The following is a 23139-nucleotide window of genomic DNA, read 5'->3' as shown; positions in this document are numbered from 1 at the left end:
ACTCAGGATGCCCTCCCCGGATGCGCCCGTCAACCGCCGACGGCGAATGACTACGCTGGATGTGTTATGAGCACGCCAGAAGCCGCAGCACAAGCCGACGCCAGGACCGTTCGCGCCCGGTTCTGCCCCTCGCCGACCGGGACACCGCACGTCGGCCTCATCCGCACCGCCCTCTACAACTGGGCGTTCGCCCGGCACAACAAGGGCACCCTGGTGTTCCGCATCGAGGACACCGACGCCAACCGGGACTCCGAGGAGTCCTACCAGGCGATCCTCGATGCGCTGCGCTGGTTGGGCCTCGACTGGGACGAAGGCCCCGAGGTCGGCGGCCCCTACGGCCCCTACCGGCAGAGCGAGCGGCGCGACATCTACGCCGACGTCGCGCAGCGACTGCTGGCCGCCGGCGAGCTCTACGAGTCCTACTCCAGCCCGGAAGAGGTCGAAGCCCGCCACAAGGCCAAGGGCCGCGACCCCAAGCTGGGCTACGACAACTTCGACCGGGACCTCACCGACGAGCAGATCGCCGGCTACCGCGCCGAGGGCCGCAAGCCCGTGCTGCGCCTGCGGATGCCCGACCGCGACATCGCCTTCACCGACCTGGTGCGCGGCGAGATCACCTTCCCCGCGGGCAGCGTCCCGGACCCCGTGCTGGTGCGCGGCAACGGCGACCCGCTCTACACCCTCACCAACCCGGTCGACGACGCGCTGATGCGCATCACCCACGTGCTGCGCGGCGAAGACCTGCTGTCCTCCACGCCCCGCCAGATCGCGCTCTACGAGGCGCTGCAGCGCATCGGGGTCACCGACTTCACCCCCGAGTTCGGCCACCTGCCGTTCGTCATGGGCGAAGGCAACAAGAAGCTCTCCAAGCGCGACCCGCAGTCCAACCTGTTCCACCACCGCGACCGGGGTTTCCTGCCGGAAGGCCTGCTGAACTACCTCGCGCTGCTCGGCTGGTCCATCTCCGACGACCGCGACGTGTTCAGCCTCGAGGAGATGGTGGACGCCTTCGAGATCGGTCGCGTCAGCGCCAACCCGGCGCGCTTCGACCAGAAGAAGGCCGACGCGATCAACTCCACGCACCTGCGCGCCCTCGCGCCCGACGAGTTCGTCGACCGCGTGGTGCCCTACCTCGTCCAGGGCGGCGTGCTCCCGGCCGAGCCGACCGAGCAGCAGCTCGCCACCGTGCGCGCCGCCGCGCCGCTGGTGCAGGAGCGGCTGATCGTGCTCTCCGACGCCGTCGGCATGATGGCCTTCCTGTTCGCCGGCGACGACTTCGCGCCCGAACCCGCCTCCGCGGAGAAGGCCCTCGGTGAAGACGCCAAGCCGGTCCTGGAAGCCGCCATCAACGCCCTCGACGCGCTGCCCGAATGGACCACGGCGGCCATCGAGCAGGCGCTGAAGGACTCCGTCGTCGACGGCCTCGGCATCAAGCCCCGCAAGGCCTTCGCGCCGGTCCGCGTGGCGATCACCGGTCGCACGGTGTCACCGCCGCTCTACGAGTCGATGGAACTCCTCGGCCGAGACATCTCCCTCGAACGCCTACGCAAGGCCCTCGGCTGAGCAGCGGATCTTCCAGGCTCGTCCTGGGTGGCGGCCCCCTGCGGGAATTTCGGTCGTCTTCTCGCTGTGGGATCCCCGACGTGATGAATGCCGATTCACCACGTCGGGGCGTCCTCGCGAGAAGACCCCTGAGAACCCGCGGCGGGGCGGGTTGCGCGGGTGCGCTAAGCGGCTGCGCCGCTTCAAAGGAAACGAGCCTGCCGGTCGGTCGTGAGTGCGAGAACACACCTCGCGCTCACGACCGCCGCCGCCAACCGGACTCAACCGAAACAGGCCAACAGGATCACCGTGTTGGCCGAGTCGGACGCAGCGGGTGAGCGCCTAGCCTCTCGGAGTGACATCCGCGCCTGAAACACCGACCACCCACGAACTCGGACAGATCAAAGCGGTCTGCCTCGATTTCGACGACACCCTGCTCGACAGCGGACGAGCGGCGCGGCACAGCCTGCGGGAGCTCGTCGGCACCGACCGCGCCTGGCCGGTGTGGCAGCGCACCACGGATCAGCACTACGCGCGGTACGTCACCAACGAGGTCGACTTCGACGCGATGTGCGTCGAACGCACCCAAGCGTTCTTCGCGGCCTTCGGCGAGAAACTCGACACCGCCGAAGCGGCGCGCCGCGAAACCCTGCGAATGGCCGCCATGCAGCGCGCCTGGACCCTCTACGACGACGCCTGGCCATGCCTCGACTGGCTCCGCGCCAGCGGCCTCCGGCTCGCCGTGATCACCAACGCGCCCAGCGCCTACCAGCGCAAGAAGATCGCCGCCGTCGGCCTCGCCGACGCCTTCGACGAACTGATCATCTCCGCCGAGATCGGCGTCGCCAAACCGGACCCGCGCATCTTCCACACCGCTTGCGACGCGCTCGGCCTGCGCCCCGGCGAAGTCGCCCACGTCGGGGACAAGCTCGACATCGACGCCCTCGGCGCCGCCCGCGCCGGCCTGCACGGCATCTGGCTCAACCGCGGCGGCAACCAGGACCCGGCCGCGAACGTGCCGACCATCACGGGCCTCCACCAGCTGCCCGAACTCCTCGTCGCCGACCTGCCCGCCGTCCCCGCCCCCGCGCGGCCACCGCGCCGGACCGCCGAGCTGGTCGGCCGCTGACCCCGCCGCCGGGCCGCTGACCCCGACGCCACCTGCGACGATCCCCAAAAGAGGGGGGCGATTTTCGGGCCTCTGAAGGGATGGTCTAATATTCTTATCAACACGGAGGGCAGCGGCCCGGAGCCCGAACTTCTCCCAGAGGAGATCGGAAAACCGAGCTGGCCATCCGGCACCATGGGGTATGGTGTAATTGGCAGCACGACTGATTCTGGTTCAGTTAGTCTAGGTTCGAGTCCTGGTACCCCAGCGAGCTGATCACCTCGTGATCACTCAACAACGCGGTCCCGTCGTCTAGCGGCCTAGGACGCCGCCCTCTCAAGGCGGTAGCGCGGGTTCAAATCCCGTCGGGACTACAAGAGTGGGGGAGCCCCATCTGCGGAAGGCGCAGATGGGGCTCTTTCCGTTTTTTGATTGGGGGGCCGAGCCCCCCATGCCCCCCACGGTGCGGGGGTTGCTTTTTGTGGGCTCCATCGCTTTTCGTGGGGTACCCGGCCTGGGTTGCCGACCAGCCTGGAGGTTCAGCCTGATCTGGGCCTTTGGAGCCGGGTTGCCTTTATGCGGGCCTTCGGAGTTGGTCGGCCCTGCGCTTCGCTTGGGCGTTGGGGGTTTGCCGGCCCTGCGCTTCGCTTGGGCCTTTGGGGTTGGCTGGCCCTGCGCTTCGCTTGGGTGCTTGGGGTTCGCTCTGCGCTTCGCTTGGGCTTTTGGGGTGGCTCTGCGCTTTGGTTGGGCTTTTGGGGTGGTGGCCCTGTGCTTTGGTTGGGGCTTGGTTGGGGCTTGGCTTTGTTGGGTTGGGTGGGGTTTGTTTGGGTGGGGTTGTTGGGGGTTTGGGGTGGGTTCTTCTTTTTTGGGGCGGTAGCTTTTTCTTGTGGGGCTTGGTGGGGGACTTGGGCGTCGCTTCGTCGTTGTTGCTTATGACGGGGCTCAGATCCTTGATGTCGCTTGTCCTTGTGGGGCTTTGGAGGTTGCCAACTCTCATGGGGCCTCTCCTCCTTACGTCGTCGAGTTGGCCACCGTTTCCGGGGCCGGGGCGCGTAGTTCTTCCGGGATCGTCGTTGGGGGCGCACGACGCTTGGCGTCCTTGACCGGGGAGGTCGACACCTTGCTCGTTGTTGGTGGAGCCGGGACTTGGGCCGCCGCCACCGATCAGCGACTCTTGGGGCAGGTTCGGCGGTTGGCTCAGCGGAGCCGGCGGATCGCTTCCGTATGCACCGGCACCTTCGTGCTGGCCGCCGCCGGGTTGCTCGACGAGCGGCGGGTCACCACTCACTGGGGGTACGGCGCATCCCTCGCCGCCGAATTTCCTTCCGTGACCGTGGATCCCGCTCCGCTGTACATCCGGGACGGCAACGTCTACACGTCCGCCGGGGTCACCAGCGCACTGGACCTCACGCTCGCTTTGATCGAAGACGACCACGGCCCGACCCTGGCTCGTGAAGTCGCCCGGGAACTCGTGACCTACCTGCACCGTCCGGCCGATCAGGCGCAGATCAGCACCTTCCTGGCCGCTCCGCCGCCCAGCAACCGGCTCGTTCGGGACCTGCTCGCGCACATCACCGCCAACCTCGCCGACGATCTGAGCCCGACCGCGCTGGCCGCACGCGCCGGAGTTACCAGCAGACACCTCAACCGGCTGTTCGCCACGCATCTGGGCACCACTCCGGCTCGCGCTGTGCGGCTTGCGCGGACCGAGGCCGCCGCGCAGCTGGTGCGGGCCAGCGAGCTGTCGCTGGCCGCTGTCGCGCGCCGGTGCGGGTTCCGGTCGGCGACGACGCTGCGCCAAGCCTTCCTCGACCACTACGGGGTCACCGGGGACAAGATTCGCAGGATGGCGGACATGCCCCGTCCGCTCGACCCGGAAACCGCCAAGACTCCCCGGGCATGACGAGTCAACCAACGACCCGCCGGACAATGCTCGCCGGCATGGCTGCCGTCGCGGCATTCGGCATCCCGGCCGGCACCGCCATCGCGGAAGGCAGCGGCCCGCGGATCGGAATCCTGCTCTACGACGGTTTCAGCCTGCTGGACCCCACCGGCCCGGCCGAGCTGTTGTCCCGGCTGCCTGGCGCGACCGTCACGATGATCGCCGAGCGCCGCGGCCCGGTCCGCACCGACACGCGCCAGGTCTCGGTGATGGCCGAGCGGTCGATCGCTGAGGTGGACCGGTTGGACGTGCTGCTCGTCCCGGGCGCCGGAGAGCGCGGCACGGTCGCCGCGATGGAGAACCCGGCTCTGACCGACTGGATCCGCCGCGTGGACCGGCGCACGACGTGGACCACATCGGTCTGCACCGGCTCGCTGATCCTCGGCGCGGCCGGTCTGCTCCGCGACCGCGCGACCACGTACTGGGCCTCGGCGAGCTACCTGGAGAGCACCTTCGGCGTGAAGTACGTGCCAGAGCGGTACGTCCAGGTCGGCAAGGTCATCACCGCCGCAGGCGTTTCGGCGGGCATCGACATGGCGCTCTTCCTGGCCGCCCGCCTCGCCGGCGACGAGATCGCCCGCGGCATCCAGCTCGCCGTCGAATACGACCCGCACCCGCCGTTCGAATCCGGCAACGCCGCCACCGCGAGCCCGGAGCTCAAGGAACTCGCCCTCCGGCTGGTCGCCGAATCGCAGAAGTAGCTCGTCAACGCCCCGGAAGCGGCGCCTCCGGGGCGTTGAGCCCCGCTTGCCGGGGGGTGGGTGTTCGAGGTGATTCCCGGGTGCTGTAAAGTTCTTCTCGTTCCAAGGTCCCGTCGTCTAGCGGCCTAGGACGCCGCCCTCTCAAGGCGGTAGCGCGGGTTCAAATCCCGTCGGGACTACAAGAGTGGGGGAGCCCCATCTGCGGAAGGCGCAGATGGGGCTCTTTCCGTTTTTTGATTGGGGGGCCGAGCCCCCCATGCCCCCCCACGGTGCGGGGGTTGCTTTTTTGTGGGCTCCATCGCTTTTCGTGGGGTACCCGGCCTGGGTTGTCGACCAGCCTGGAGGTTCAGCCTGATCTGGGCCTTTGGAGCCGGGTTGCCTTTATCCGGGCCTTCGGAGTTGGTCGGCCCTGCGCTTCGCTTGGGCGTTGGGGGTTTGCCGGCCCTGCGCTTCGCTTGGGCCTTTGGGGTTGGCTGGCCCTGCGCTTCGCTTGGGTGCTTGGGGTTCGCCCTGCGCTTCGCTTGGGCTACTTGGGTGGGCCGGCGCTGCGCTTGGGGTTCTTGGGTGGGCCGGCGCTGCGCTTCGCTTGGGTCTTTGGGGTTGGCCCTGCGGTTCGCTTGGGCCGGTTCGTTGGGTCTTCTGATGGGGTCGTGGCGGAGTTCGGGGTGTGGCTTTTGGTGGCCTTCGGTGGCTTTTGGCGGGTGGTTGCTGGGCGTTGTTGGTTTTGCTCGGGGCCGGCCGCGGGTGGGGATCGTGTTGTGTGGGCGCCTTCGCTTGCGCCGAGGAGGGGCGTCTTCGGTGGGAATTCTTCGCTGGGTGTCGGTGGATGTCGCGTCTCTCGACTGGTGGGGCGCGTGGGTTTTGGCGATGCGGGCCGGGGGCCCGCATCGCTCGGGTTCACAGGCGGTTCTGGAGCGCGTCCGCCGCCGCCAGCAGGTCCGCCGCCCAGCGGGCTCCCGGGCGCCTTCCCATCCGGTCGATCGGGCCCGAAACCGATATGGCCGCCACGACGTTGCCCTGGGTGTCCCGGACCGGTGCCGAGACGCTCGCCACTCCCGACTCCCGTTCCGCGACGCTCTGGGCCCAGCCCCTCCTCCGGACCTCCATCAGCGTTCGTTCCCCGTAGACCGCTTCCGCCAGGACCGCGCGTTGGGTCGCCGGGTCGGACCAGGCCGCGAGGACCTTCGCCCCCGAGCCCGCCGTCATCGACAGCGCCGTCCCCACCGGCACCGTGTCCCGCAGGCCGCTCGGCGGTTCCGCCGTCGCTATGCACAGGCGTTGCATTCCGTCCCTCCTGTAGAGCTGGACGCTTTCGCCCGTGACGTCTCTAAGCTTGGGCAGGACCGTCGCCGCCGCTTCCAGGAGCGGATCCACCGCTCCGCCCGCCAATTCCGCCAGCGCCGCTCCCGGGCGCCAGCGACCGTCCGAGCCCCTCCGCAAGAGGCGATGGACCTCCAGACCCACCGCCAGCCGGTGCGCCGTTGCCCTTGGCAGCCCCGTGCGGCTGCACAGTTCGGCCAGGCCGCAAGGTTCGGCCGCTACCGCCTGGAGGACGGCCACTGCCTTGTCCAGTACTCCGATGCCGCTATGCTGTCCCACGTACCGATACTAACTTCCCGGCATCTGGGAAGTCCACTCTGTGGGAGAGACCCGATCCGGGTCTCGGCAGGCTCGACTGGGAGCAGCGATGGGAAAAACGCTCGCGGAGAAGGTTTGGGAAGCGCACATCGTGCGCCGTGGTGAAGGGCACGAGCCAGACCTGCTCTACATCGATCTCCACCTGGTGCACGAGGTCACCAGTCCGCAGGCATTCGAAGGGCTCCGGCTGGCCGGACGGCCCGTCCGGCGGCCCGACCTGACGCTGGCCACCGAAGACCACAACGTGCCCACCACCGGCATCGACCTCCCGATCGCCGACCCGGTGTCGCGCACCCAGGTCGACACCTTGCGGAAGAACTGCGAGGAATTCGGCATCCGGCTGCACCCGATGGGCGATGCCGAGCAGGGCATCGTGCACGTGGTCGGGCCGCAGCTCGGGCTGACGCAGCCCGGCACGACCGTGGTCTGCGGTGACAGCCACACCTCGACGCACGGCGCGTTCGGCGCTTTGGCGTTCGGCATCGGCACTTCCGAGGTCGAGCACGTGCTGGCCACCCAGACCCTGCCGCTGAAGCCGTTCAAGACCATGGCCATCAACGTCGAGGGCACGCTGCGGCCGGGAGTCACCAGCAAGGACGTGATCCTCGCCGTCATCGCGAAGATCGGCACCGGCGGCGGCCAGGGCTACGTCCTGGAGTACCGCGGCGAGGCGATCCGCAAGCTGTCCATGGAAGCCCGCATGACGGTCTGCAACATGTCGATCGAGGCGGGCGCGCGGGCCGGCATGATCGCGCCCGACGAAACGACTTTCGCCTACCTGAAGGGGCGGCCGCACGCCCCCGAGGGCGCGGACTGGGACACCGCCGTCGAGTACTGGCGGACGCTGCGCACCGACGACGACGCCACATTCGACGCAGAAGTCACGCTGAACGCCGACGAACTGACCCCGTTCGTCACCTGGGGCACCAACCCGGGGCAGGGCCTGCCGCTGGGCGAGCGGGTGCCGGACCCGGCGGAGATCGCCGACGAGGGCGCGCGGTTCGCCGCCGAGAAGGCCTTGGCGTACATGGGCTTGACGCCCGGGACGCCGCTGCGCGAGGTCGCCGTGGACACCGTCTTCCTCGGTTCGTGCACCAACGGTCGGATCGAGGACCTGCGCGCCGCTGCCGAGGTCCTCAAGGGCCGCAAGGTGGCCGCGGACGTGCGGATGCTCGTCGTGCCAGGCTCGATGAAGGTCCGCAAGCAGGCGGAGTCCGAGGGGCTGCACGAGGTTTTCACCGCGGCCGGGGCGGAATGGCGTTCGGCCGGTTGTTCGATGTGCCTGGGCATGAACCCGGACCAGCTGACGCCGGGCGAGCGCAGCGCGTCGACCTCCAACCGCAACTTCGAGGGCAGGCAAGGCAAGGGCGGCCGCACGCACCTGGTCTCCCCGCTGGTCGCCGCCGCCACCGCCGTGCGCGGAACCCTGTCCTCCCCCGAAGACCTGAGCTGAACGCCGACGTTGAACTCGGCCTGCGCAGGTGGTCCCGCAGCGGAACCTCAGACGCCTTCTCGGTCCGGGATCCCCGACCTGTGCATGTCCAATGCGCGGCATCGGGGCAGGTTCTCCCGGAGAACCCCGGCGGGGTGGGCGCAGCCTGAGAACCCGCGGGTGGTAGCCGTGCGTGCGTGGGCCAAGCGGCTCCGCCGCTTCGAAGACAAGACCTGAACCACATCCCACCAGGAGCAGTGACGATGGAACCGTTCAAGACGCACACCGGGGTCGGCGTCCCGCTGCGCCGGTCCAACGTGGACACCGACCAGATCATCCCGGCCGTCTACCTCAAGCGGGTTTCCCGGACCGGGTTCGAGGACGCCTTGTTCGCCGCCTGGCGCGGGGACGAGGACTTCATCCTCAACCAAGAGCCCTTCCGCGCCGGCAGCGTGCTGGTCGCCGGGCCCGACTTCGGCACCGGCTCGTCGCGCGAGCACGCCGTGTGGGCGTTGAAGGACTACGGCTTCCGGGTGGTCATCTCCAGCCGTTTCGCGGACATCTTCCGCGGCAACTCGGGCAAGCAGGGGCTGCTGGCGGCCCAGTGCGAGCAGTCCGATGTGGAGCTGCTGTGGAAGCTGCTGGAGAACGAGCCGGGTACCGCCGTGACGGTGGATCTGGAGCAGCGGACGGTGCAAGCCAAGGACCTCACGGTGCCCTTCGGCATCGACGACTACACGCGCTGGCGGCTGCTGGAAGGGCTCGACGACATCGGTCTGACCCTTCGGCACGCCGAGACGATCGACACTTTTGAGCAGGCCCGGCCGAGCTTCAAACCGGCGACCCTGCCCGCTCACCAGGGCTGATCGAGACGCCTTTCGGGGGCGAGTTTTTCCTGTTGTGAAAGGAAAAACTCGCCTGCCGGGGGACAACTGAACAGTTGCTCCAGGAGCTCTGCGGACCCCGTTGCCCGGACGCGAATGCCCACGCCCCAACGAAAAAATGAGGCGTGGCGAATGGCATTTGCTTGTCCGGGGCTTTACCGTTGACATTGAGTCGGCCCAACGGGGCCGTTGTTGTGTCCTGGGAGGGACTGAAGTGAACAAGGCCCAACTCATCGAGGCTCTGGCAGAACGCCTCGGAGACAAGAAGACCGCCAGCCAGGCTGTGGAAAGCGTTGTGGACATCATCGTTCGCAACGTCAACAAGGGCGAAAAGGTCAACATCACCGGCTTCGGGGTTTTCGAGAAGCGGGCCCGCGCCGCACGCACCGCTCGCAACCCGCGCACCGGTGAGAGCGTGAAGGTCAAGAAGACAAACGTCCCCGCCTTCCGCGCCGGCACCCAGTTCAAGGAAGTCGTGGGCGGACAGCGGAAACTGCCGCGCGCCACCACGGCCAAGGCGGCCACCACCCGCGGTGCCACCACGAAGACCGCGGGCGCCGCCAAGGCCCCCGCCGGTACTCGCGCCAAGGCCGCCACCACCACGCGTGCCGCCGCGACGAAGACCGCGACCCGCGCCACCACGGCCAAGGCGACCGCCACCAAGGCCGCCCCGAAGCGGACCGCCGCCAAGGCGACCGCTGCCAAGGCGACCACGGCCAAGGCGGCCCCGGCGAAGCCCGCCGCCAAGGCGACCCCGGCCAAGTCCACCGCGAAGCGGGCGACGACGGCCAAGGCCGCCACGAAGTCGACGGCCAAGACGACCCGTCCGGCGACCAAGAAGGCGACGACGACGCGCAAGTCCACGAAGAAGTGACTGCTCGCTACTGCAGCGAGCACCAGTGGACCGAGCGGGCGGCGAGATGACCCGGCAAGGGGTTACCAGCCGCCCGCTCACGGCGTTCCCCGGTCGTCCGGTCATCGCCCCGACGTCAGGCGATGCCCGGAAAACCGCTTGAGAAGGCCGTGACCGCCGGGGCGCCGGCGGTCGCACAGGATTCACCCGTGGACGGCGCGCAACGTCCACACGGCGCGATCAGCGCCGGACAGCGCCCGCGCAGCACACACCGGCCCGGCCGGTTCGGTGCTGGTGCGGTCGCGGTCGTCAGTTGGAGCCGGGGCGTCGGCGGATCATTCGCCGGCACCGAATTCGCCGACGCATCCGTCTCCTGCACGGCGTGGTCTTGTTCTTAAGGCGGCGCAGCCGCTGGGTTCACCTAATGCAAGCGGGCACCGCCTTGGGTTCTCAGGCTGTGCCCGCCCTTCTGGGCTACCGGGCGAGGCCAGTGCCCAGCGCCGCGTATCGGTCATGCACAAGTCGGGATCCCGCAGTCCAGGCCGCGTCTGCAACCCCCGCAGGCCGCGCAGGGGGAGCAAGACAGCCTCTCAGGCCAGCGGGTCCGCGAGGTAGTCCGCCGCGGCCAGCCGCAGCGCCGGGGCGCTGCCGTTCCCAGAAGACCTGTCCCGGGCGAACGTCAGCGTCCAGACGCTGCCCTTCCGGCTGGCCACCTCGCCGAGCGACAGGTCGGCGGAATCGGCCAGCCGCGCCACCAGGTCCGGGATCACGCCGCCCTGGCTGCACACCACCGCCGTGCCGAGACCGCCGGCCACCCTGCGGAGCACGTCGGCGGCCGCGTCCGGATCGCCGAGATAGCCCTCTTCGGAAAAGAGCGGCTCGGTCGCAATCCCGATTCCGAGGTCCGCAGCGATCGGCGCCACCGTTTGTTCACAGCGCAGTCGCGGCGCGGAATAGATGCGAGCGGGACCGAACAACGACAACAGCGAATGCAATGCATCGCGCTGCCGCTGTCCGGCTTCGGTGAGCGGGCGCAGGTTGTCGTCCCCGGCCCATTCGGACCTCTTGCCTGCTTTCGCGTGCCGCACCAGCAACACGGTCGCGGATTCGGCGGGCGAGTCCTCGAATGCGTCGAGCACCCCGGCGTCGTGCGGATAGCTCAGCAGCTCCCGAGCCCGGCCGGTGGGCAGCCAGCGCAATTCGTCCACTTCGTCGTTCGGCGCGAATGACCCGTCGCCGGCCCGGGCCGTGAAGTAGTCGACGACCTTCGGGGCCCGGCCGCCGTCGGCCACCGGCACCGAGTAGTCCACCTGGGTCAGGAATCGCGACAGCACGCAGGGAAACCCGGTCTCCTCGGCCACCTCGCGCACCGCCGCATGCGCGGGCAGCTCGCCCGGGTGGAGCTTGCCCTTCGGCAGCGACCAGTCGTCGTAGCGGGGCCGGTGCACCAGCGCCACCTCGGTACCGCCGGCGCCCGCGCGCCACAGGACGGCGCCGGCCGCCCGGACCGGTGCGGACGCTTCCTCGTCGATTCCGCCGGGCACCGGCTGGTTCTCGGTCGTGCTCATCTTCCTCAGGACACCTTCGCACCGTGCATGCGCAGCATTTCCACCTGGTGATCGCGGACCTGCTCCCCGCTGCGCGGCGACGCTTCCCAGTCGCCCTTCGCGTTGAGCACCCAGCAGCGGGTCGCCGGGTGCAGCGCCGAATCCAGCATCGCGTCGAGCTGGCGGGTGAGCTTCACGTCGGTCACCCGAACCTGGGTCTCGATCCGCCGGTCCAGGTTCCGGTGCATCATGTCAGCGCTGCCGAGCCAGTGCTCGTCGATGCCGACGAAGTGGAACACCCGGGAATGCTCCAGGAAGCGGCCCAGGATCGAGCGCACCTCGATGTTCTCGCTGAGCCCCTCCACGCCGGCCTTCAGCGAGCAGATCCCGCGCACCACCACGCGCACCGGCACACCGGCCAGCGAAGCCCGGTAGAGGGTGTCGATGATCTGCTCGTCGACCAGCGAGTTCACCTTCATCCTGATGCCGCACGGCAAACCCTGCCGGGCCCGCTCGATCTCGTCCTCGACGCGCTCCACGATGCCGTTGCGGATGCCCTGCGGCGACACCAGGATCCGGCGGTACTCGCCGTGCCGGGCGTAGCCGGTGAGCACGTTGAACAGGTCGGTGAGGTCCGCGCCGATCTCCGGCGAGGCGGTCAGCAGGCCCAGATCCTCGTAGATCCGCGCGGTCTTCGGGTTGTAGTTGCCGGTGCCCAGGTGGCAGTAGCGGCGGATCGTGGAACCCTCCTGGCGCACCACGAGCGCCGTCTTGCAGTGCGTCTTCAACCCCACCAGGCCGTAGACGACGTGCACGCCGGCGCGCTCCAGGGTCCGCGCCCACTGGATGTTGGCCTGCTCGTCGAACCGCGCCTTCAGCTCCACCAGCGCCACCACCTGCTTGCCCGCCTCGGCGGCGTCGATGAGCGCGTTGACGATGGGGGAGTCGCCGGAGGTCCGGTACAGGGTCTGCTTGATGGCCAGCACGTGCGGATCCGCCGCGGCCTGCTCGATGAACCGCTGCACCGACGTGGAGAACGAGTCGTAGGGATGGTGCACCAGCACGTCGCCCTCGCGCAGCGTGGAGAAGATGCTCTTCGGCGTCTGCCCTTCGGCGAACGCCGGGTGCGTCGCGGGCACGAACGGCGATTCCTTGAGGTCCGGGCGGTGCAACCGGTCCAGCTGGAACAGGCAGGACAGGTCCAGGAGCCCCTTGACCTCCACCACGTCGTGCTGGTCGACCTCCAGCTCGCGCAGCAGGAGTTCGAGCATGTTCTCGCTCATCGTCTCGGTCACCTCCAGCCGCACCGGCGGCCCGAAGCGGCGGCGTGCGAGTTCCCGCTCCATGGCCTGCAGGAGGTCCTCGTCGCGGTCCTCCTCGACCTCCAGGTCGGCGTTGCGGGTGACGCGGAAGATGTGGTGCTCGGCGACCCGCATCCCGGGGAACAGCTTCCCGAGGTGTGCCGCGATGAGTTCCTCCAGCGGCAGGAAGGTGGCGTGCTCGTTCTCCCGGTCGGTTTCGACGCGGATCAGCCGCGGCACGTTGTCCGGCACCTTGACCCGCGCGAAGCGCCGCAGCCCGGCGTCCGGGTCGGCGACGGTGACCGCGAGGTTCAGCGACAGCCCCGAGATGTAGGGGAACGGGTGCGCCGGGTCGACCGCCAACGGGGTGAGCACCGGGAAGATGTGGTCCTCGAAGTAGCGGGTCAGCCTGTCCTGGTCGGCGGTTTCCAGCTCGGTCCAGCGCAGGATCCGGACGCCGTGCGCCGCCAGTTCCGGCAGCAGCTCGTCGAGGAAGACGCGGCTCAGCTTCTCCATCAGGTCCTGGTTGCGGGCGGCGATCCGCACCAGCTGCTCGTGCGGGGTGAGCCCGTCGGCGCTGCGCACCGAGAGGCCGGTCTCCTCGCGGCGCTTCAGCCCGGCGACCCGGACCATGTAGAACTCGTCCAGGTTGGACGCGAAGATCGCGAGGAACTTGGTGCGCTCCAGCACCGGCTGCGACTGGTCCTCGGCGATCGCCAGCACCCGCGCGTTGAAGTCGAGCCACGACAGTTCGCGGTTGAGGTACCGGTCTTCGGGCAGGTCGGTGGTGGCCGCCGCGCGGGTCACCGCGGGCGGGGCGGAGGGCACCCTGGCACCGTCGGCGGTGTTGCCGGTGGTGTCGGCGGTCGCCGGCGCCTCGGCAGCGACCGGGTTTCCGGTGCGGCGGGTCGCGCGAGGCGTCCGGCCGCTGGAGGTCCGCTTGGCTGGCTGCTTCGGGATCCGGTCGCTGCTGTCGGTGCTCACCCTTCCATTGTCGCTCATCCGGGCGGTTCTCCTCGACTTCTGACGTGCGCGTGTGATGTTCACGGTTGTGGATGAACATTCACGTACGAGCCGCTTAACGACGCGTCTCGCGCGGCCGCTCGGAGGACGTCGTCACCACACCCGGCGGGCGGTGCGCGGGCCGAGGCCGAGCGCCGCCGCGGCGGCCAGGTCGGCCTGCGTGTCGACGTCGCAGCGCAGCGAGTCCCACTGCCCCAGGAGCGTTTTCGCCCCGGAGTCGGCGTGCGCGTCCGCCGAGCCCGGCCCGAACCGGGGCGCGAGCGGGGCGGCGGGCTCCGCCAGCAGCAGCGTGGTGCCGGTGCCGTGCCTGTCCGGGCAGAACGAGCGGTCGTCACCGGCGGCGGCGATCGCGGCGGCGAGCTCGGCGGGGCGCAGGGCGGGCAGGTCCGCCTGCAGCGCGCCGATCCGCGTCGCGATCCCGCGCCGCCGCAACTGGGCGTCACCGTGCCGCAACGCGGCGTTCAGCCCGGCCGCCGGGGTGTCCGGGAGCACCTCGACGCCCTCGGCGGCGAACGTCTCGGTGAGCGTCGGGTCGGAGGTCACCACGACGACTCCGGCGACACCGGCCGCCCGGCGCGCGGCCGTCACTGTGTCCAAGGCCACGGCCGTGACCAGGTCGACGTGCGCCGCGCCCCGCTCGGCGGCGCCGAGCAGCCGCGACTTCGCCAGGTGCAGCGGCTTGATCGGCACTATGAGGTACAAACCTGCGGTCACGTCTGCCATCTTGCCGTCGCGCGGCCCCGGACCGGCACCGCTCCGGCGGCATTCGGCTTCCGCCGTGCGGGATGTCCGGCGGCCCGGCCCGGCAGGTAACTTGTCGGGGCGCTTGCGACCAGTTGAAGGAGATGCCGTGGCGGAACCGAAGAGCCTCCGGCGCCAGCGGAGGCAGACCAGCGAAAAGGCGCAGGGCATGGGCAAGTTCTGGCTCGGCCTCGCCCGCGGTGTCTTCTACCCGTTGACGGCCGCGCTGGCCCGCACCAAGGTGACCGGGCTGGAGCGCATCCCCGCCGAGGGCCCGGCGCTGCTGGTGTTCAACCACGTCTCGCACCTGGACCCGATCTTCGACGCCGTCACCGTGCACCGGGCCGGCCGGGTGCCGCGGTTCCTCGCGAAGAACACGCTCTGGAACGTGCCGGTGCTCAAGAGCGTCCTGGTGGGCGTCCAGCAGATCCCCGTCTACCGCGGCACCGCCGACGCGCAGAAGAGCCTGCAGGACGCGCACAACGCGCTGGAGCGCGGCAAGGCGATCGTGATCTACCCCGACGGCACCATCACCAAGGACCCGGACGGCTGGCCGATGATGCCGAAGGTCGGGGTGGCGCGGTTGGCGCTGGCGCACGACATCCCGGTGATCCCGGCCGCCCGGTGGGGCACCCGCGACATCTACGACCACTACAAGAAGCGGTTCCGGCCGTTCCCGCGCAAGACCGTGGAGATCGTCTTCGGCGAGCCGCTGGACCTGTCGGCCTACCGCGGCATGGAGCACGACACGCACGCGTTGCGCGAGGTCACGCAGCTGGCGATGACGCGTGTGCGGGAACTGCTCGGCGAGATCCGCGGCGAGCAGCCGCCCGCCGAGTTCTACAGCAGCGCTCGCAAGAGCCGGGGCGACGATGGCGCGGCCTGAGCGGATCACCGTCCTCGGCGCAGGATCCTGGGGCACCACGTTCGCGAAGGTCCTCGCCGACGCGGGCAACGACGTAGTCCTGTGGGCGCGGCGCGCGGAGGTCGCCGCGGTGATCAACGAAACCCGCTGCAACGCCGCGTACCTGCCGGACATCCGGCTGCCGTCGACGTTGCGCGCCACCGATGACGCCGCCGAGGCGGTGCACGGCGCCGGCGCGGTGGTGCTCGCGGTGCCCAGCCAGACGTTGCGCGAGAACCTCGCCGGCTGGCAGCCGCTGCTGCCGCCGGAGGTGACGCTGGTGAGCCTGGCCAAGGGCGTCGAGCTGAGCACGCTGAAGCGGATGAGCGAGGTGATCGGCGAGGTCGCCGACGTGCCGATGGAGCACGTCGCGGTGGTCTCCGGCCCCAACCTGGCCAAGGAGATCGCCGCCGAGCAGCCGACCGCGACGGTGGTGGCCTGCCCGGACCACGACCGGGCCGTCGCGCTGCAGCACGCCTGCTCGACGCCGTACTTCCGGCCCTACACCAACACGGACCTCGTCGGCATCGAGATCGCCGGGGCGTGCAAGAACGTGATCGCGCTGGCCTGCGGGATGGCCGCCGGGCTGGGCTTCGGGCACAACACGATGTCCTCGCTGATCACCCGCGGCCTGGCCGAGACGACCCGGCTCGGCGTCGCGCTGGGAGCCGACCCGATGACGTTCGCGGGCCTGGCCGGGCTGGGCGACCTGGTCGCCACCGCCATGTCGCCGCTGTCGCGCAACCGGACCTTCGGCGAGCGGCTGGGGCGCGGCGAAACCCTGGCGCAGGCGCAGGAGGCCGCGCACGGGCAGGTTTCCGAGGGCGTGAAGTCGTGCTCGTCGATCCGCCAGCTGGCGGCGCGGCACGGCGTCGAGATGCCGATCACGGACGTGGTGCACCGGGTGTGCCACGAAGGACTCGCACCCGCGCCCGCGGCCGCCGAGCTGCTCGGCCGCGAGCGCAAGCCGGAGTGACGGGCGGCTTCCCGAGGTCGTGAGCGGCTGTGGTCGCCGGAGCGGCCATCGCCACTCACGACAACCATTACCGCGAGGGGGCACCGAACTCGCGATGGGAGAACTTGTGAGCACATCGGACCTTGGCGACGGCACGCGCTGCGTGCGCGGTGGGCACCCGGAGCCGGCCGGCGGGACCCCGCTGCTGCCGGGCCCGGTCTTCGCCGCGCCGTTCCACCTGGGCGAGGACGTCCATGCCGCCGATTTCTACGGCCGGGCGGGCAATCCCACCTGGCGGGCGCTGGAGTCGGCGATCGGCGACCTGGACGGCGGGCACTGCGTCCTGCTGCCGTCGGGCATGGCGGCGATCAGCACGCTGCTGCGCGCGGTGCTCCGCCCCGGCGACGCGCTGATCCTGCCCAGCGACGGGTATTACGCGACGCGCCAGTTCGTCCGCGACGAGCTCGCCGGACTGGAGCTGGACGTCCGGGAGATCGACACGCCCGGTCCCTGGCACGACGACGTCTTCGCCGGGGTTCGCCTGGTGCTGCTGGAAACCCCGTCGAACCCGGGGCTGGACGTCTGCGACATCGCCGAGCTCGCGGAGCGCGCGCACGCGGCGGGCGCGCTGCTGGCGGTGGACAACACGACGGCGACGCCGCTCGGGCAGCGGCCGCTGGAGCTGGGCGCGGACATCGTGGTGGCCAGCGACACCAAGGCCCTGTCCGGGCACAGCGACATCCTGATGGGGCACGTGTCGGTCCGCGACGAGGAGCTGGCGCAGCGGCTGGTGCGGGCGCGGACGCTCTCCGGTTCGATCCCCGGTCCCTTCGAGACCTGGCTGGCGCATCGCAGCATGGGCACGCTGGACCTGCGCCTGGCGCGGCAGGCCGAGAACGCGGCGGCGCTCGTCGAGGCGCTGCGCGAGCACCCGGCGGTGTCCGGGCTGCGCTGGCCGGGGTTGCCCGGCGACCCGTCGCACGAGCTCGCCCGGCGGCAGATGCGCCGTTGGGGCGGGGTGTTCCGGTTCGAGCTGGCCGACGCGCGGGCGGTCGAGGAGTTCGTCCGGCGCAGCGAGCTGGTCGTGGCGGCGACGAGCTTCGGCGGCCTGCACAGCACGGTCGACCGCCGGGCCCAGTGGGGCGACCCGGTGCCGGAGGGCTTCGTCCGGTTCTCAGCGGGCTGCGAAGACCCCGCCGACCTGGTCGCCGACGTCCTCCGAGCCCTGGGCTGAACCACGTTCGGGTGACGGCTGAAGGTCTGCGGACGATGTCCTGTCCCGGGTGCGGGAGCGCCGTTTTCGCGCGAAAACGGCGCTCGCCATGCCTGCCGGACGACGGTTTCGCGCGAAAACGCCACCCAGGACCCGGGCCACGCGCGCCCTCGCTCCGATCCCGGGTGTTGCACGGGAGTGTGAGATCTTGCGGGTTCGAGTTGACGCGGGTCCCCGCGGGCTGGTTCAGTGCTCCACGTGTTGCTGCGTGCTATGACTGATCGACGGGGTCACATCGACCTGCGCCGCGTCGCCAGCGCGCTCTGTCTGTGTTCTTCGTGTTGATCGTTCTCCCGTAATTCCCGGGCGTTTCCGGGCGCGCACGCACGCGCGCCGACGGTCCGGGGCTCATCACGATCCCGAAGGACATCCGCCGTGTTCGCCGTTCCGCCGAATACCCTTGCCGCACCTGCCGATCTCTCCATCGCGCACCCGGTTCGCATCGCCCGGGAACTCGCCGCCGACCGCGGCTCGTGGACGCACCTGCTGCGCTACGACCCGGACCAGCGCTGGTCGGGCCTGCTCGCGCGCACCGAGAGCTACGAGGCGTGGCTGCTGAGCTGGCTGCCCGGCCAGCACACCGAACTGCACGACCACGGCGGCGCCACCGGCGCCTTCACCGTGATCACCGGCAACCTGACCGAGCGCGTCGTCCAACCCCGGGGCACCGAGGTGCTGCACCCGCTGACCGCGGGCCAGTCCCGCGTCTTCGGCCCGAACTACGTGCACCAGGTGCACAACAACGGGCCGGACCCGGCGGTGAGCGTCCACGTCTACCGCCCGGCCCGGGCCCGGATGACCGTCTACACCCACGACCCGGTCACCGGCCTCCACCAGGCGCGGTGACGCGCGCGGGGCACCCGGGGGACCGGGCGCCCCGCGCCGCAACGGCTTTCGCGCGGTGTCCACAATCGACCCGGCCGCGGTGTCAGGCCCCGGGCGCGGGTTTCGAGAAGTGGAAGGACGTGATCCCGAACCCCGTCCCGAGGTAGCGGCGGTGCGCGTCGTGGCGGTGCGTGCCCGAATCCAGGTGGATTTCCCCGATTCCGAGCCTGCGGGCCTCCGCGTCGATCCAGTCGAGCAGCGCCTTCGCATGCCCCTGCTGCCGGGCCGCCGGCAGGGTGACGAGGTCGTCGACGTACAGGTAGTGGCCCCACGCGAACGACCGCCCGGTGCGGAACCCGGCGACGGCGGCGACCCCGCCGTCGCCGTCGAGCGACGCGATCAGCCGGTAACCCGCCGCCCGCTGCTGCTCCGCCTGCGCGCGGAACTCCTCCCTCGAAGCCAGATCCGGCCGCAGCTCGCGGAGCACCGGGTAGGCGGGCGCGACGTCTTCCAGCTCCACGACGCTCATGGCCGGTACTGCCGCTCGCCGACGTGCCGCGGCACCTCGAACCCCGCAGGCAGGTCCGGCGCGGATTCCGGCGCGCCCCAGTGCATGCGCAGCGGCAGCACCCCGGCCCACGCCTTGCCCGCCTCGACGTCCTCGGTGTCGTCGCTGGGGCCGCCGCTGCGGACCTTCACCGCGGCTTCGGCGAGGTCGACGGCCAGGACCGCCGTCGCGGCCAGTTCCCGCTTGTTCGGCTGCCGCGCGTGGTCCCACGAACCGGGCGCGAGCTGTTCGGTGATCACCCGCAGCGCCCGCAGCTTCTCGTCGTCGTCGACGACGTTCCGGGCGCGCCCGTGGATCATCGCGGAGCGGAAGTTCACGGAGTGGTGGAACAGCGAGCGCGCGTAGACGATCCCGTCGAGGTGGGTCACCGTGACGCACACCTCGACGCCCTCGGCGGCTTCCCGCAGGCTGCGCGCGCCGGTCGAGCCGTGCACGTAGAGCGTGTCGTCGCTGCGTCCGTAGCCTGTGGGCACGACCCGGGGCGAGCCGTCGACCAGCAGGCCGAGGTGGCAGATCAGGCCGGCGTCCAGGGCGGCGTGCAGGTCGCTGCGCTCGGTGCGGGCCCGGTCGCTGCCGCGGCGGATGGTGGTCCGTTCTGTGGTGGAGAGCTGTCGGGTCACGAGGAACAGGATCTTTCAGCAAGTGGCATTATCGAAGTGCCAATCAGGGAGAATTTCGAAATGCCACATTCCGTGCCCGCAGCCAGCTCCCCGCTGCTGGAGCTGGCCATCGACCTGCGCCGCGACGATCCGCGTCCGCTCGCCGTTCAGCTCGCCGACGCGTTGCGGCACGCCGCCACCCTCGGCCAGCTCCGCGGCGGCGACCGCCTGCCGTCCACGCGCGCGCTCGCGCGGCACCTCGAAGTGAGCCGCACGGTGACCGCCGCGGCGTACGAGCAGCTGCACGCCGAGGGCTGGATCGCCGGACGGCACGGCTCGGGCACCTACGTCACGACCAGCCCGCCCGGATCGCGGACCGGGGCCCCCGCCGGCGCCGGCCGCGGTGCGCGGCAGGCGGACGAGCCGATGGTGGTGCTGACGCCCGGCGTGCCGTGGGCGGGCGGAGTCGACCGGGCGGCGTGGCGGCGGGCCTGGCGCGCGGCGGCGGACACCCCGCCCGACTCGAAGCCGCATCGCGGCGGGTCGATCGAATACCGCGAAGCCATCGCCGACCACCTGCTGCGCCACCGCGGTCTGGTCGTCGGCGGGCTGACGGTGGACAACGTGCTGGCCACCGGCGGCACCACGGCGGCGGTCGTCGAGCTGGCCGGCTCGGTGCTCCGCCGCGGCGCGGCGGTCGCCGTGGAGGAGCCCGGATATCAGCGTGCGGTGGGCGCGCTGCGGTCGGTGGGCGTGCGGGTGGTGGCGGCACCGGTCGATCACGCGGGCATCGTGGTCGATGCCATTCCGCGCGGCGTGCGAGCGGTCTACTGCTCGCCTGCGCACCAGTACCCGATCGGCGGCCGGTTGCCCGCGGAGCGCCGGATCGCGCTGGTGGAGCGGGCGCGCGCCGAGGGCTGGCTGATCATCGAGGACGACTACGACGGCGAGCTCCGCTACGACGTGGCGCCGCTGCCGGTGCTCGCGTCGATGGCCCCGGACGTCGTCGTGCACCTCGGCACGACGAGCAAGATCCTCACCCCGACCCTGGGCGTGGGCTGGATGCTGGCGCCCGACGACGTCGCGGCTTCCGTGCTGCAGCACCGCGATCGCACCGGGACCAGCCCGGCTCCGGCGGGGCAGCGCGTGCTGGTGGAGCTCGCCCGCCACGGCGACCTCGGACGGCACCTGCGACGCCTGCGGCGGGAGCTGTCGCAGCGCCGGGCGTTCGTGGTGGAGAAGCTCGCCGCCGAAGGCGTCGAGGTGTTCGGCGACCGCGCCGGGGCGCACGTGGTGCTGCCGCTGCCGGACGCGGAGACAGAACAGCACGTGGTCGCGATGGCTGCGGAGCAAGGACTGGTGCTCGACGGGCTGCGGCGGCACCACTGCGGACCGCAGCAGTGGTTCGGGTTGGCGCTCGGCTACGCCGCGTGCTCGCGCGATGAACTGGAACGCGCGCTGCCGATTCTGGCCCGGCTGTGCGGGAACGCGTGAAACAGCTCGCTCGCGGCGGGGGAGCCGATCGGTTCCGCTGTGCGCCGGTCAACCTTTGTGAAACGGGCCTTCGGCACGGCAGGTATGGTCCGGCGCATGACACAGCGCAAGACCCGGGTGGCCGTCGTCTTCGGCGGGCGCAGCACCGAGCACGGCATTTCCTGCGTGTCCGCCGGTAGCGTGCTCGCGCACCTGGACCAGGACCGCTTCGAGATCCTGCCGGTCGGCATCACCCGAGAGGGCGCCTGGGTGCTCGGCACCGACGACCCGAAGCAGTTGGAGATCCGGGACCGCCAGGCTCCCGAGGTCGCGCCGGGCACCGCGCTCGCGCTGCCCGGTGATCCCACCCGCCGCGAGCTGGTGCTGCTGGAGCCGGGCCGCGGCGGCGAGGTGTTGTCGTCGGTCGACGTGGTGTTCCCGGTGCTGCACGGCGCGTTCGGCGAGGACGGCACCATCCAGGGGCTGCTGGAGATGGCCGACGTGCCCTACGTCGGGGCGGGCGTGCTTTCCAGCGCCGTGTCGATGGACAAGGAGTACACCAAGAAGCTGCTCGCCGCGGAGGGCCTGGGTGTGGGGCGCTTCGAGGTGCTGCGCCGCGATCAGGCCACGCTGGACGAGCGGCAGCGCGAACGGCTCGGGCTGCCGGTGTTCGTCAAGCCGACCCGGGCCGGATCGTCGCTGGGCATCACCAAGGTCACCGACTGGGCGGACCTGGACGCGGCGATCGCGGAGGCGCGGCGCACCGACCCGAAGGTGATCATCGAGTCGGCGGTGGTGGGCCGCGAGATCGAGTGCGGCGTGCTGGAGTTCCCGGACGGCCGGATCGAGGCGTCGCTGCCCGCCGAGCTGCGGGTCACCGGCGAATCCGACTGGTACGACTACGAATCCAAGTACCTCGACGACGTCACCGAGTTCGACATCCCGGCCAAGATCGGCGACGACGCGATCGAGGAGCTGCGCGCCGCGGCGGTGCGGGCCTTCCGCGCGCTGGACTGCCAGGGCCTGGCGCGGGTCGACTTCTTCCTCGCCGAGGACGGCGAGCTGATCGTCAACGAGGTCAACACGATGCCGGGCTTCACGGCGATCTCGCTGTACCCGCGGATGTGGGCGGACACGGGCGTCGACTACCGGACCCTCCTGACCACCCTCGTCGAAACGGCGATCTCCCGGGGCACCGGCCTCCGCTGACCCGCGAGCGAACGGCCCGTTCACTTCGCTAGGCGAGGTGAACGGGCCGTTCGCTCGTGCAGTGCCGGTTACGGGAAGACCGGCTGCTTGGGGAAGGTGTTGCGGAGGATCTCGGAGAGGTCCTGGATGGGGCCGGTCCCGGTGCCCTCCGGGGCGGTGAGCGCGACGTACACGGGGCGGTCGACCGCCAGCCACGAGGTGTCGCCGCCCTGGTTGATCTCCAGCCAGCTGACGCCGGAGACGTCCAGCAGCTGCGCCGTCGGCGTCAGCTCCTGCGGGGCGTCGATGCCGCACCGCACGGTCAGCGGGTCGTGCTTCGCATCTCCCCACGCGACGGTTCCCGCCGGCGCCGGCTCCGCCAGCGCGCGGCGCGGCACGAGCGCGTCGCCCACGGCCAGCTCGCGCGGCAGCGCTTCGAGCACCGCCGCGCACTCCGGCGACGACGCCTTCGGCGCCGGGACGGGCGCGAGCGGAAGCGGCCCGCTTCGCCGGGCCGCCTCCGCTTCCGCTTGGGCTTGCTGCGCCTGGTGCTCGCCGTACCAGCCGTACGCGCCGACGCCGGCGACCGCCAGGGCGAGGAGTGCGCCGAGCGTGATCGCCACGATCAACACCGGCCGGGGC

At 70.6% G+C, this 23139-nt stretch carries 20 protein-coding genes and 3 tRNA genes; 16 read left to right on the top strand and 7 right to left on the bottom strand.

Features of this window, described 5'->3' with window-relative positions:
- Window positions 1–66: 66 nt before the first annotated feature.
- From gltX to AC07EQ_RS24805, 7 genes are all read left to right on the top strand, one after another.
- The gene (gene gltX / locus AC07EQ_RS24835; RefSeq protein WP_478390286.1) at window positions 67–1563 is read left to right on the top strand and encodes a glutamate--tRNA ligase; all 1497 of its coding nucleotides are present in this window, start codon (window positions 67–69) and stop codon (window positions 1561–1563) included.
- Window positions 1564–1897: 334 nt separating this feature from the next.
- The gene (locus AC07EQ_RS24830; RefSeq protein WP_478390285.1) at window positions 1898–2671 is read left to right on the top strand and encodes an HAD family hydrolase; all 774 of its coding nucleotides are present in this window, start codon (window positions 1898–1900) and stop codon (window positions 2669–2671) included.
- 175 nt (window positions 2672–2846) lie between these two features.
- Window positions 2847–2918, top strand: a tRNA-Gln gene (locus tag AC07EQ_RS24825).
- Between the two features lie 33 nt (window positions 2919–2951).
- Window positions 2952–3024 (top strand) — tRNA-Glu (locus AC07EQ_RS24820).
- A 512-nt stretch (window positions 3025–3536) separates the two neighbouring features.
- The gene (locus AC07EQ_RS24815; RefSeq protein WP_478390284.1) at window positions 3537–4553 is read left to right on the top strand and encodes a GlxA family transcriptional regulator; all 1017 of its coding nucleotides are present in this window, start codon (window positions 3537–3539) and stop codon (window positions 4551–4553) included.
- A complete protein-coding gene (locus AC07EQ_RS24810; RefSeq protein WP_478390283.1) occupies window positions 4550–5293 on the top strand; it encodes a DJ-1/PfpI family protein in 744 nt (247 codons plus the stop codon). Before AC07EQ_RS24815 ends, AC07EQ_RS24810 begins: the two co-directional genes overlap by 4 nt.
- A 106-nt stretch (window positions 5294–5399) precedes the next feature.
- Window positions 5400–5472 (top strand) — tRNA-Glu (locus tag AC07EQ_RS24805).
- Window positions 5473–6190: 718 nt separating this feature from the next.
- Here the strand turns inward: AC07EQ_RS24805 and AC07EQ_RS24800 are convergent.
- Complete coding sequence (locus AC07EQ_RS24800) at window positions 6191–6892, bottom strand: IclR family transcriptional regulator (RefSeq protein WP_165968088.1); 702 nt, start codon at window positions 6890–6892, stop codon at window positions 6191–6193.
- 88 nt (window positions 6893–6980) lie between these two features.
- Between AC07EQ_RS24800 and leuC the strand changes: the two genes are divergently transcribed.
- From leuC to AC07EQ_RS24785, 3 genes are all read left to right on the top strand, one after another.
- Complete coding sequence (gene leuC, locus AC07EQ_RS24795) at window positions 6981–8384, top strand: 3-isopropylmalate dehydratase large subunit (protein WP_478390282.1); 1404 nt, start codon at window positions 6981–6983, stop codon at window positions 8382–8384.
- A gap of 242 nt (window positions 8385–8626) precedes the next feature.
- On the top strand, window positions 8627–9229 hold the full coding sequence (leuD, locus tag AC07EQ_RS24790) for a 3-isopropylmalate dehydratase small subunit (RefSeq protein ID WP_478390281.1): 603 nt from the start codon (window positions 8627–8629) through the stop codon (window positions 9227–9229).
- Between the two features lie 232 nt (window positions 9230–9461).
- Window positions 9462–10121 carry an HU family DNA-binding protein gene (locus AC07EQ_RS24785; RefSeq protein ID WP_478390280.1) on the top strand — a complete coding sequence of 220 codons (660 nt, stop codon included), beginning with the start codon at window positions 9462–9464 and terminating at the stop codon, window positions 10119–10121.
- A gap of 569 nt (window positions 10122–10690) precedes the next feature.
- On the opposite strand, the gene AC07EQ_RS24780 is transcribed toward AC07EQ_RS24785, so the two are convergent.
- The 3 genes from AC07EQ_RS24780 to cofC all read right to left on the bottom strand — a co-directional run bounded on the left by AC07EQ_RS24780 (window position 10691) and on the right by cofC (window position 14685).
- Window positions 10691–11668 (bottom strand): NUDIX hydrolase, encoded by a 978-nt coding sequence (locus AC07EQ_RS24780; RefSeq protein ID WP_478390279.1) that lies wholly within the window; start codon window positions 11666–11668, stop codon window positions 10691–10693.
- Between the two features lie 5 nt (window positions 11669–11673).
- Window positions 11674–13950, bottom strand: coding sequence for an RNA degradosome polyphosphate kinase (locus tag AC07EQ_RS24775; protein ID WP_478390278.1), 2277 nt, complete (start codon window positions 13948–13950; stop codon window positions 11674–11676).
- 114 nt (window positions 13951–14064) lie between these two features.
- Window positions 14065–14685: a 2-phospho-L-lactate guanylyltransferase gene (gene cofC, locus AC07EQ_RS24770; protein ID WP_478390277.1), complete on the bottom strand. Its 621-nt coding sequence runs from the start codon at window positions 14683–14685 to the stop codon at window positions 14065–14067.
- Between the two features lie 136 nt (window positions 14686–14821).
- On the opposite strand from cofC, the gene AC07EQ_RS24765 reads away from it, so the two are divergent.
- From AC07EQ_RS24765 to AC07EQ_RS24750, 4 genes are all read left to right on the top strand, one after another.
- Entirely contained in the window at window positions 14822–15598 is a 777-nt protein-coding gene (locus AC07EQ_RS24765; protein WP_478390276.1) for a lysophospholipid acyltransferase family protein, read from the top strand.
- Window positions 15585–16592, top strand: a complete 1008-nt coding sequence (locus AC07EQ_RS24760; RefSeq protein WP_478390275.1) for an NAD(P)H-dependent glycerol-3-phosphate dehydrogenase — start codon at window positions 15585–15587, stop codon at window positions 16590–16592. The genes AC07EQ_RS24765 and AC07EQ_RS24760 overlap by 14 nt, the downstream gene beginning before the upstream one ends.
- A 94-nt stretch (window positions 16593–16686) precedes the next feature.
- On the top strand, window positions 16687–17805 hold the full coding sequence (locus AC07EQ_RS24755; RefSeq protein ID WP_478390274.1) for a cystathionine gamma-lyase: 1119 nt from the start codon (window positions 16687–16689) through the stop codon (window positions 17803–17805).
- 414 nt (window positions 17806–18219) lie between these two features.
- Window positions 18220–18690, top strand: coding sequence for a cysteine dioxygenase (locus AC07EQ_RS24750; RefSeq protein ID WP_478390273.1), 471 nt, complete (start codon window positions 18220–18222; stop codon window positions 18688–18690).
- Between the two features lie 82 nt (window positions 18691–18772).
- Here the strand turns inward: AC07EQ_RS24750 and AC07EQ_RS24745 are convergent, their stop codons facing one another.
- Together AC07EQ_RS24745 and AC07EQ_RS24740 are read right to left on the bottom strand one after the other, a co-directional pair.
- On the bottom strand, window positions 18773–19198 hold the full coding sequence (locus tag AC07EQ_RS24745; protein ID WP_478390272.1) for a GNAT family N-acetyltransferase: 426 nt from the start codon (window positions 19196–19198) through the stop codon (window positions 18773–18775).
- Complete coding sequence (locus tag AC07EQ_RS24740) at window positions 19195–19857, bottom strand: pyridoxamine 5'-phosphate oxidase family protein (RefSeq protein ID WP_478390271.1); 663 nt, start codon at window positions 19855–19857, stop codon at window positions 19195–19197. Before AC07EQ_RS24740 ends, AC07EQ_RS24745 begins: the two co-directional genes overlap by 4 nt.
- Before the next feature lie 60 nt (window positions 19858–19917).
- Here AC07EQ_RS24740 and pdxR point away from each other — a divergent pair, with 60 nt between their 5' ends.
- Window positions 19918–21330: a MocR-like pyridoxine biosynthesis transcription factor PdxR gene (pdxR, locus tag AC07EQ_RS24735; protein WP_478390270.1), complete on the top strand. Its 1413-nt coding sequence runs from the start codon at window positions 19918–19920 to the stop codon at window positions 21328–21330.
- A gap of 96 nt (window positions 21331–21426) precedes the next feature.
- The gene (locus AC07EQ_RS24730; RefSeq protein WP_478390269.1) at window positions 21427–22518 is read left to right on the top strand and encodes a D-alanine--D-alanine ligase family protein; all 1092 of its coding nucleotides are present in this window, start codon (window positions 21427–21429) and stop codon (window positions 22516–22518) included.
- Between the two features lie 68 nt (window positions 22519–22586).
- Here the strand turns inward: AC07EQ_RS24730 and AC07EQ_RS24725 are convergent, their stop codons facing one another.
- Window positions 22587–23120 carry a DUF3515 domain-containing protein gene (locus tag AC07EQ_RS24725; RefSeq protein ID WP_328592458.1) on the bottom strand — a complete coding sequence of 178 codons (534 nt, stop codon included), beginning with the start codon at window positions 23118–23120 and terminating at the stop codon, window positions 22587–22589.
- Between the last annotated feature and the right edge of the window lie 19 nt (window positions 23121–23139).

Source organism: Saccharopolyspora sp. NPDC045839 (genome assembly GCF_056431645.1).
The sequence above is the reverse complement of the archived record's forward strand: the minus strand, read 5'-3'. Positions and strand labels throughout refer to the sequence as shown.

What these genes read in the sequence shown, in the direction of transcription:
- gltX (WP_478390286.1), top strand. Translation starts at nt 67, where the DNA reads ATGAGCACGCCAGAAGCCGCAGCACAAGCCGACGCCAGGACCGTTCGC.
- AC07EQ_RS24810 (WP_478390283.1), top strand. Translation starts at nt 4,550, where the DNA reads ATGACGAGTCAACCAACGACCCGCCGGACAATGCTCGCCGGCATGGCT.
- leuC (WP_478390282.1), top strand. Translation starts at nt 6,981, where the DNA reads ATGGGAAAAACGCTCGCGGAGAAGGTTTGGGAAGCGCACATCGTGCGC.
- leuD (WP_478390281.1), top strand. Translation starts at nt 8,627, where the DNA reads ATGGAACCGTTCAAGACGCACACCGGGGTCGGCGTCCCGCTGCGCCGG.
- AC07EQ_RS24780 (WP_478390279.1), bottom strand. Translation starts at nt 11,668, where the DNA reads ATGAGCACGACCGAGAACCAGCCGGTGCCCGGCGGAATCGACGAGGAA.
- AC07EQ_RS24775 (WP_478390278.1), bottom strand. Translation starts at nt 13,950, where the DNA reads ATGAGCGACAATGGAAGGGTGAGCACCGACAGCAGCGACCGGATCCCG.
- AC07EQ_RS24760 (WP_478390275.1), top strand. Translation starts at nt 15,585, where the DNA reads ATGGCGCGGCCTGAGCGGATCACCGTCCTCGGCGCAGGATCCTGGGGC.
- AC07EQ_RS24755 (WP_478390274.1), top strand. Translation starts at nt 16,687, where the DNA reads ATGGGAGAACTTGTGAGCACATCGGACCTTGGCGACGGCACGCGCTGC.
- AC07EQ_RS24745 (WP_478390272.1), bottom strand. Translation starts at nt 19,198, where the DNA reads ATGAGCGTCGTGGAGCTGGAAGACGTCGCGCCCGCCTACCCGGTGCTC.
- pdxR (WP_478390270.1), top strand. Translation starts at nt 19,918, where the DNA reads ATGCCACATTCCGTGCCCGCAGCCAGCTCCCCGCTGCTGGAGCTGGCC.
- AC07EQ_RS24730 (WP_478390269.1), top strand. Translation starts at nt 21,427, where the DNA reads ATGACACAGCGCAAGACCCGGGTGGCCGTCGTCTTCGGCGGGCGCAGC.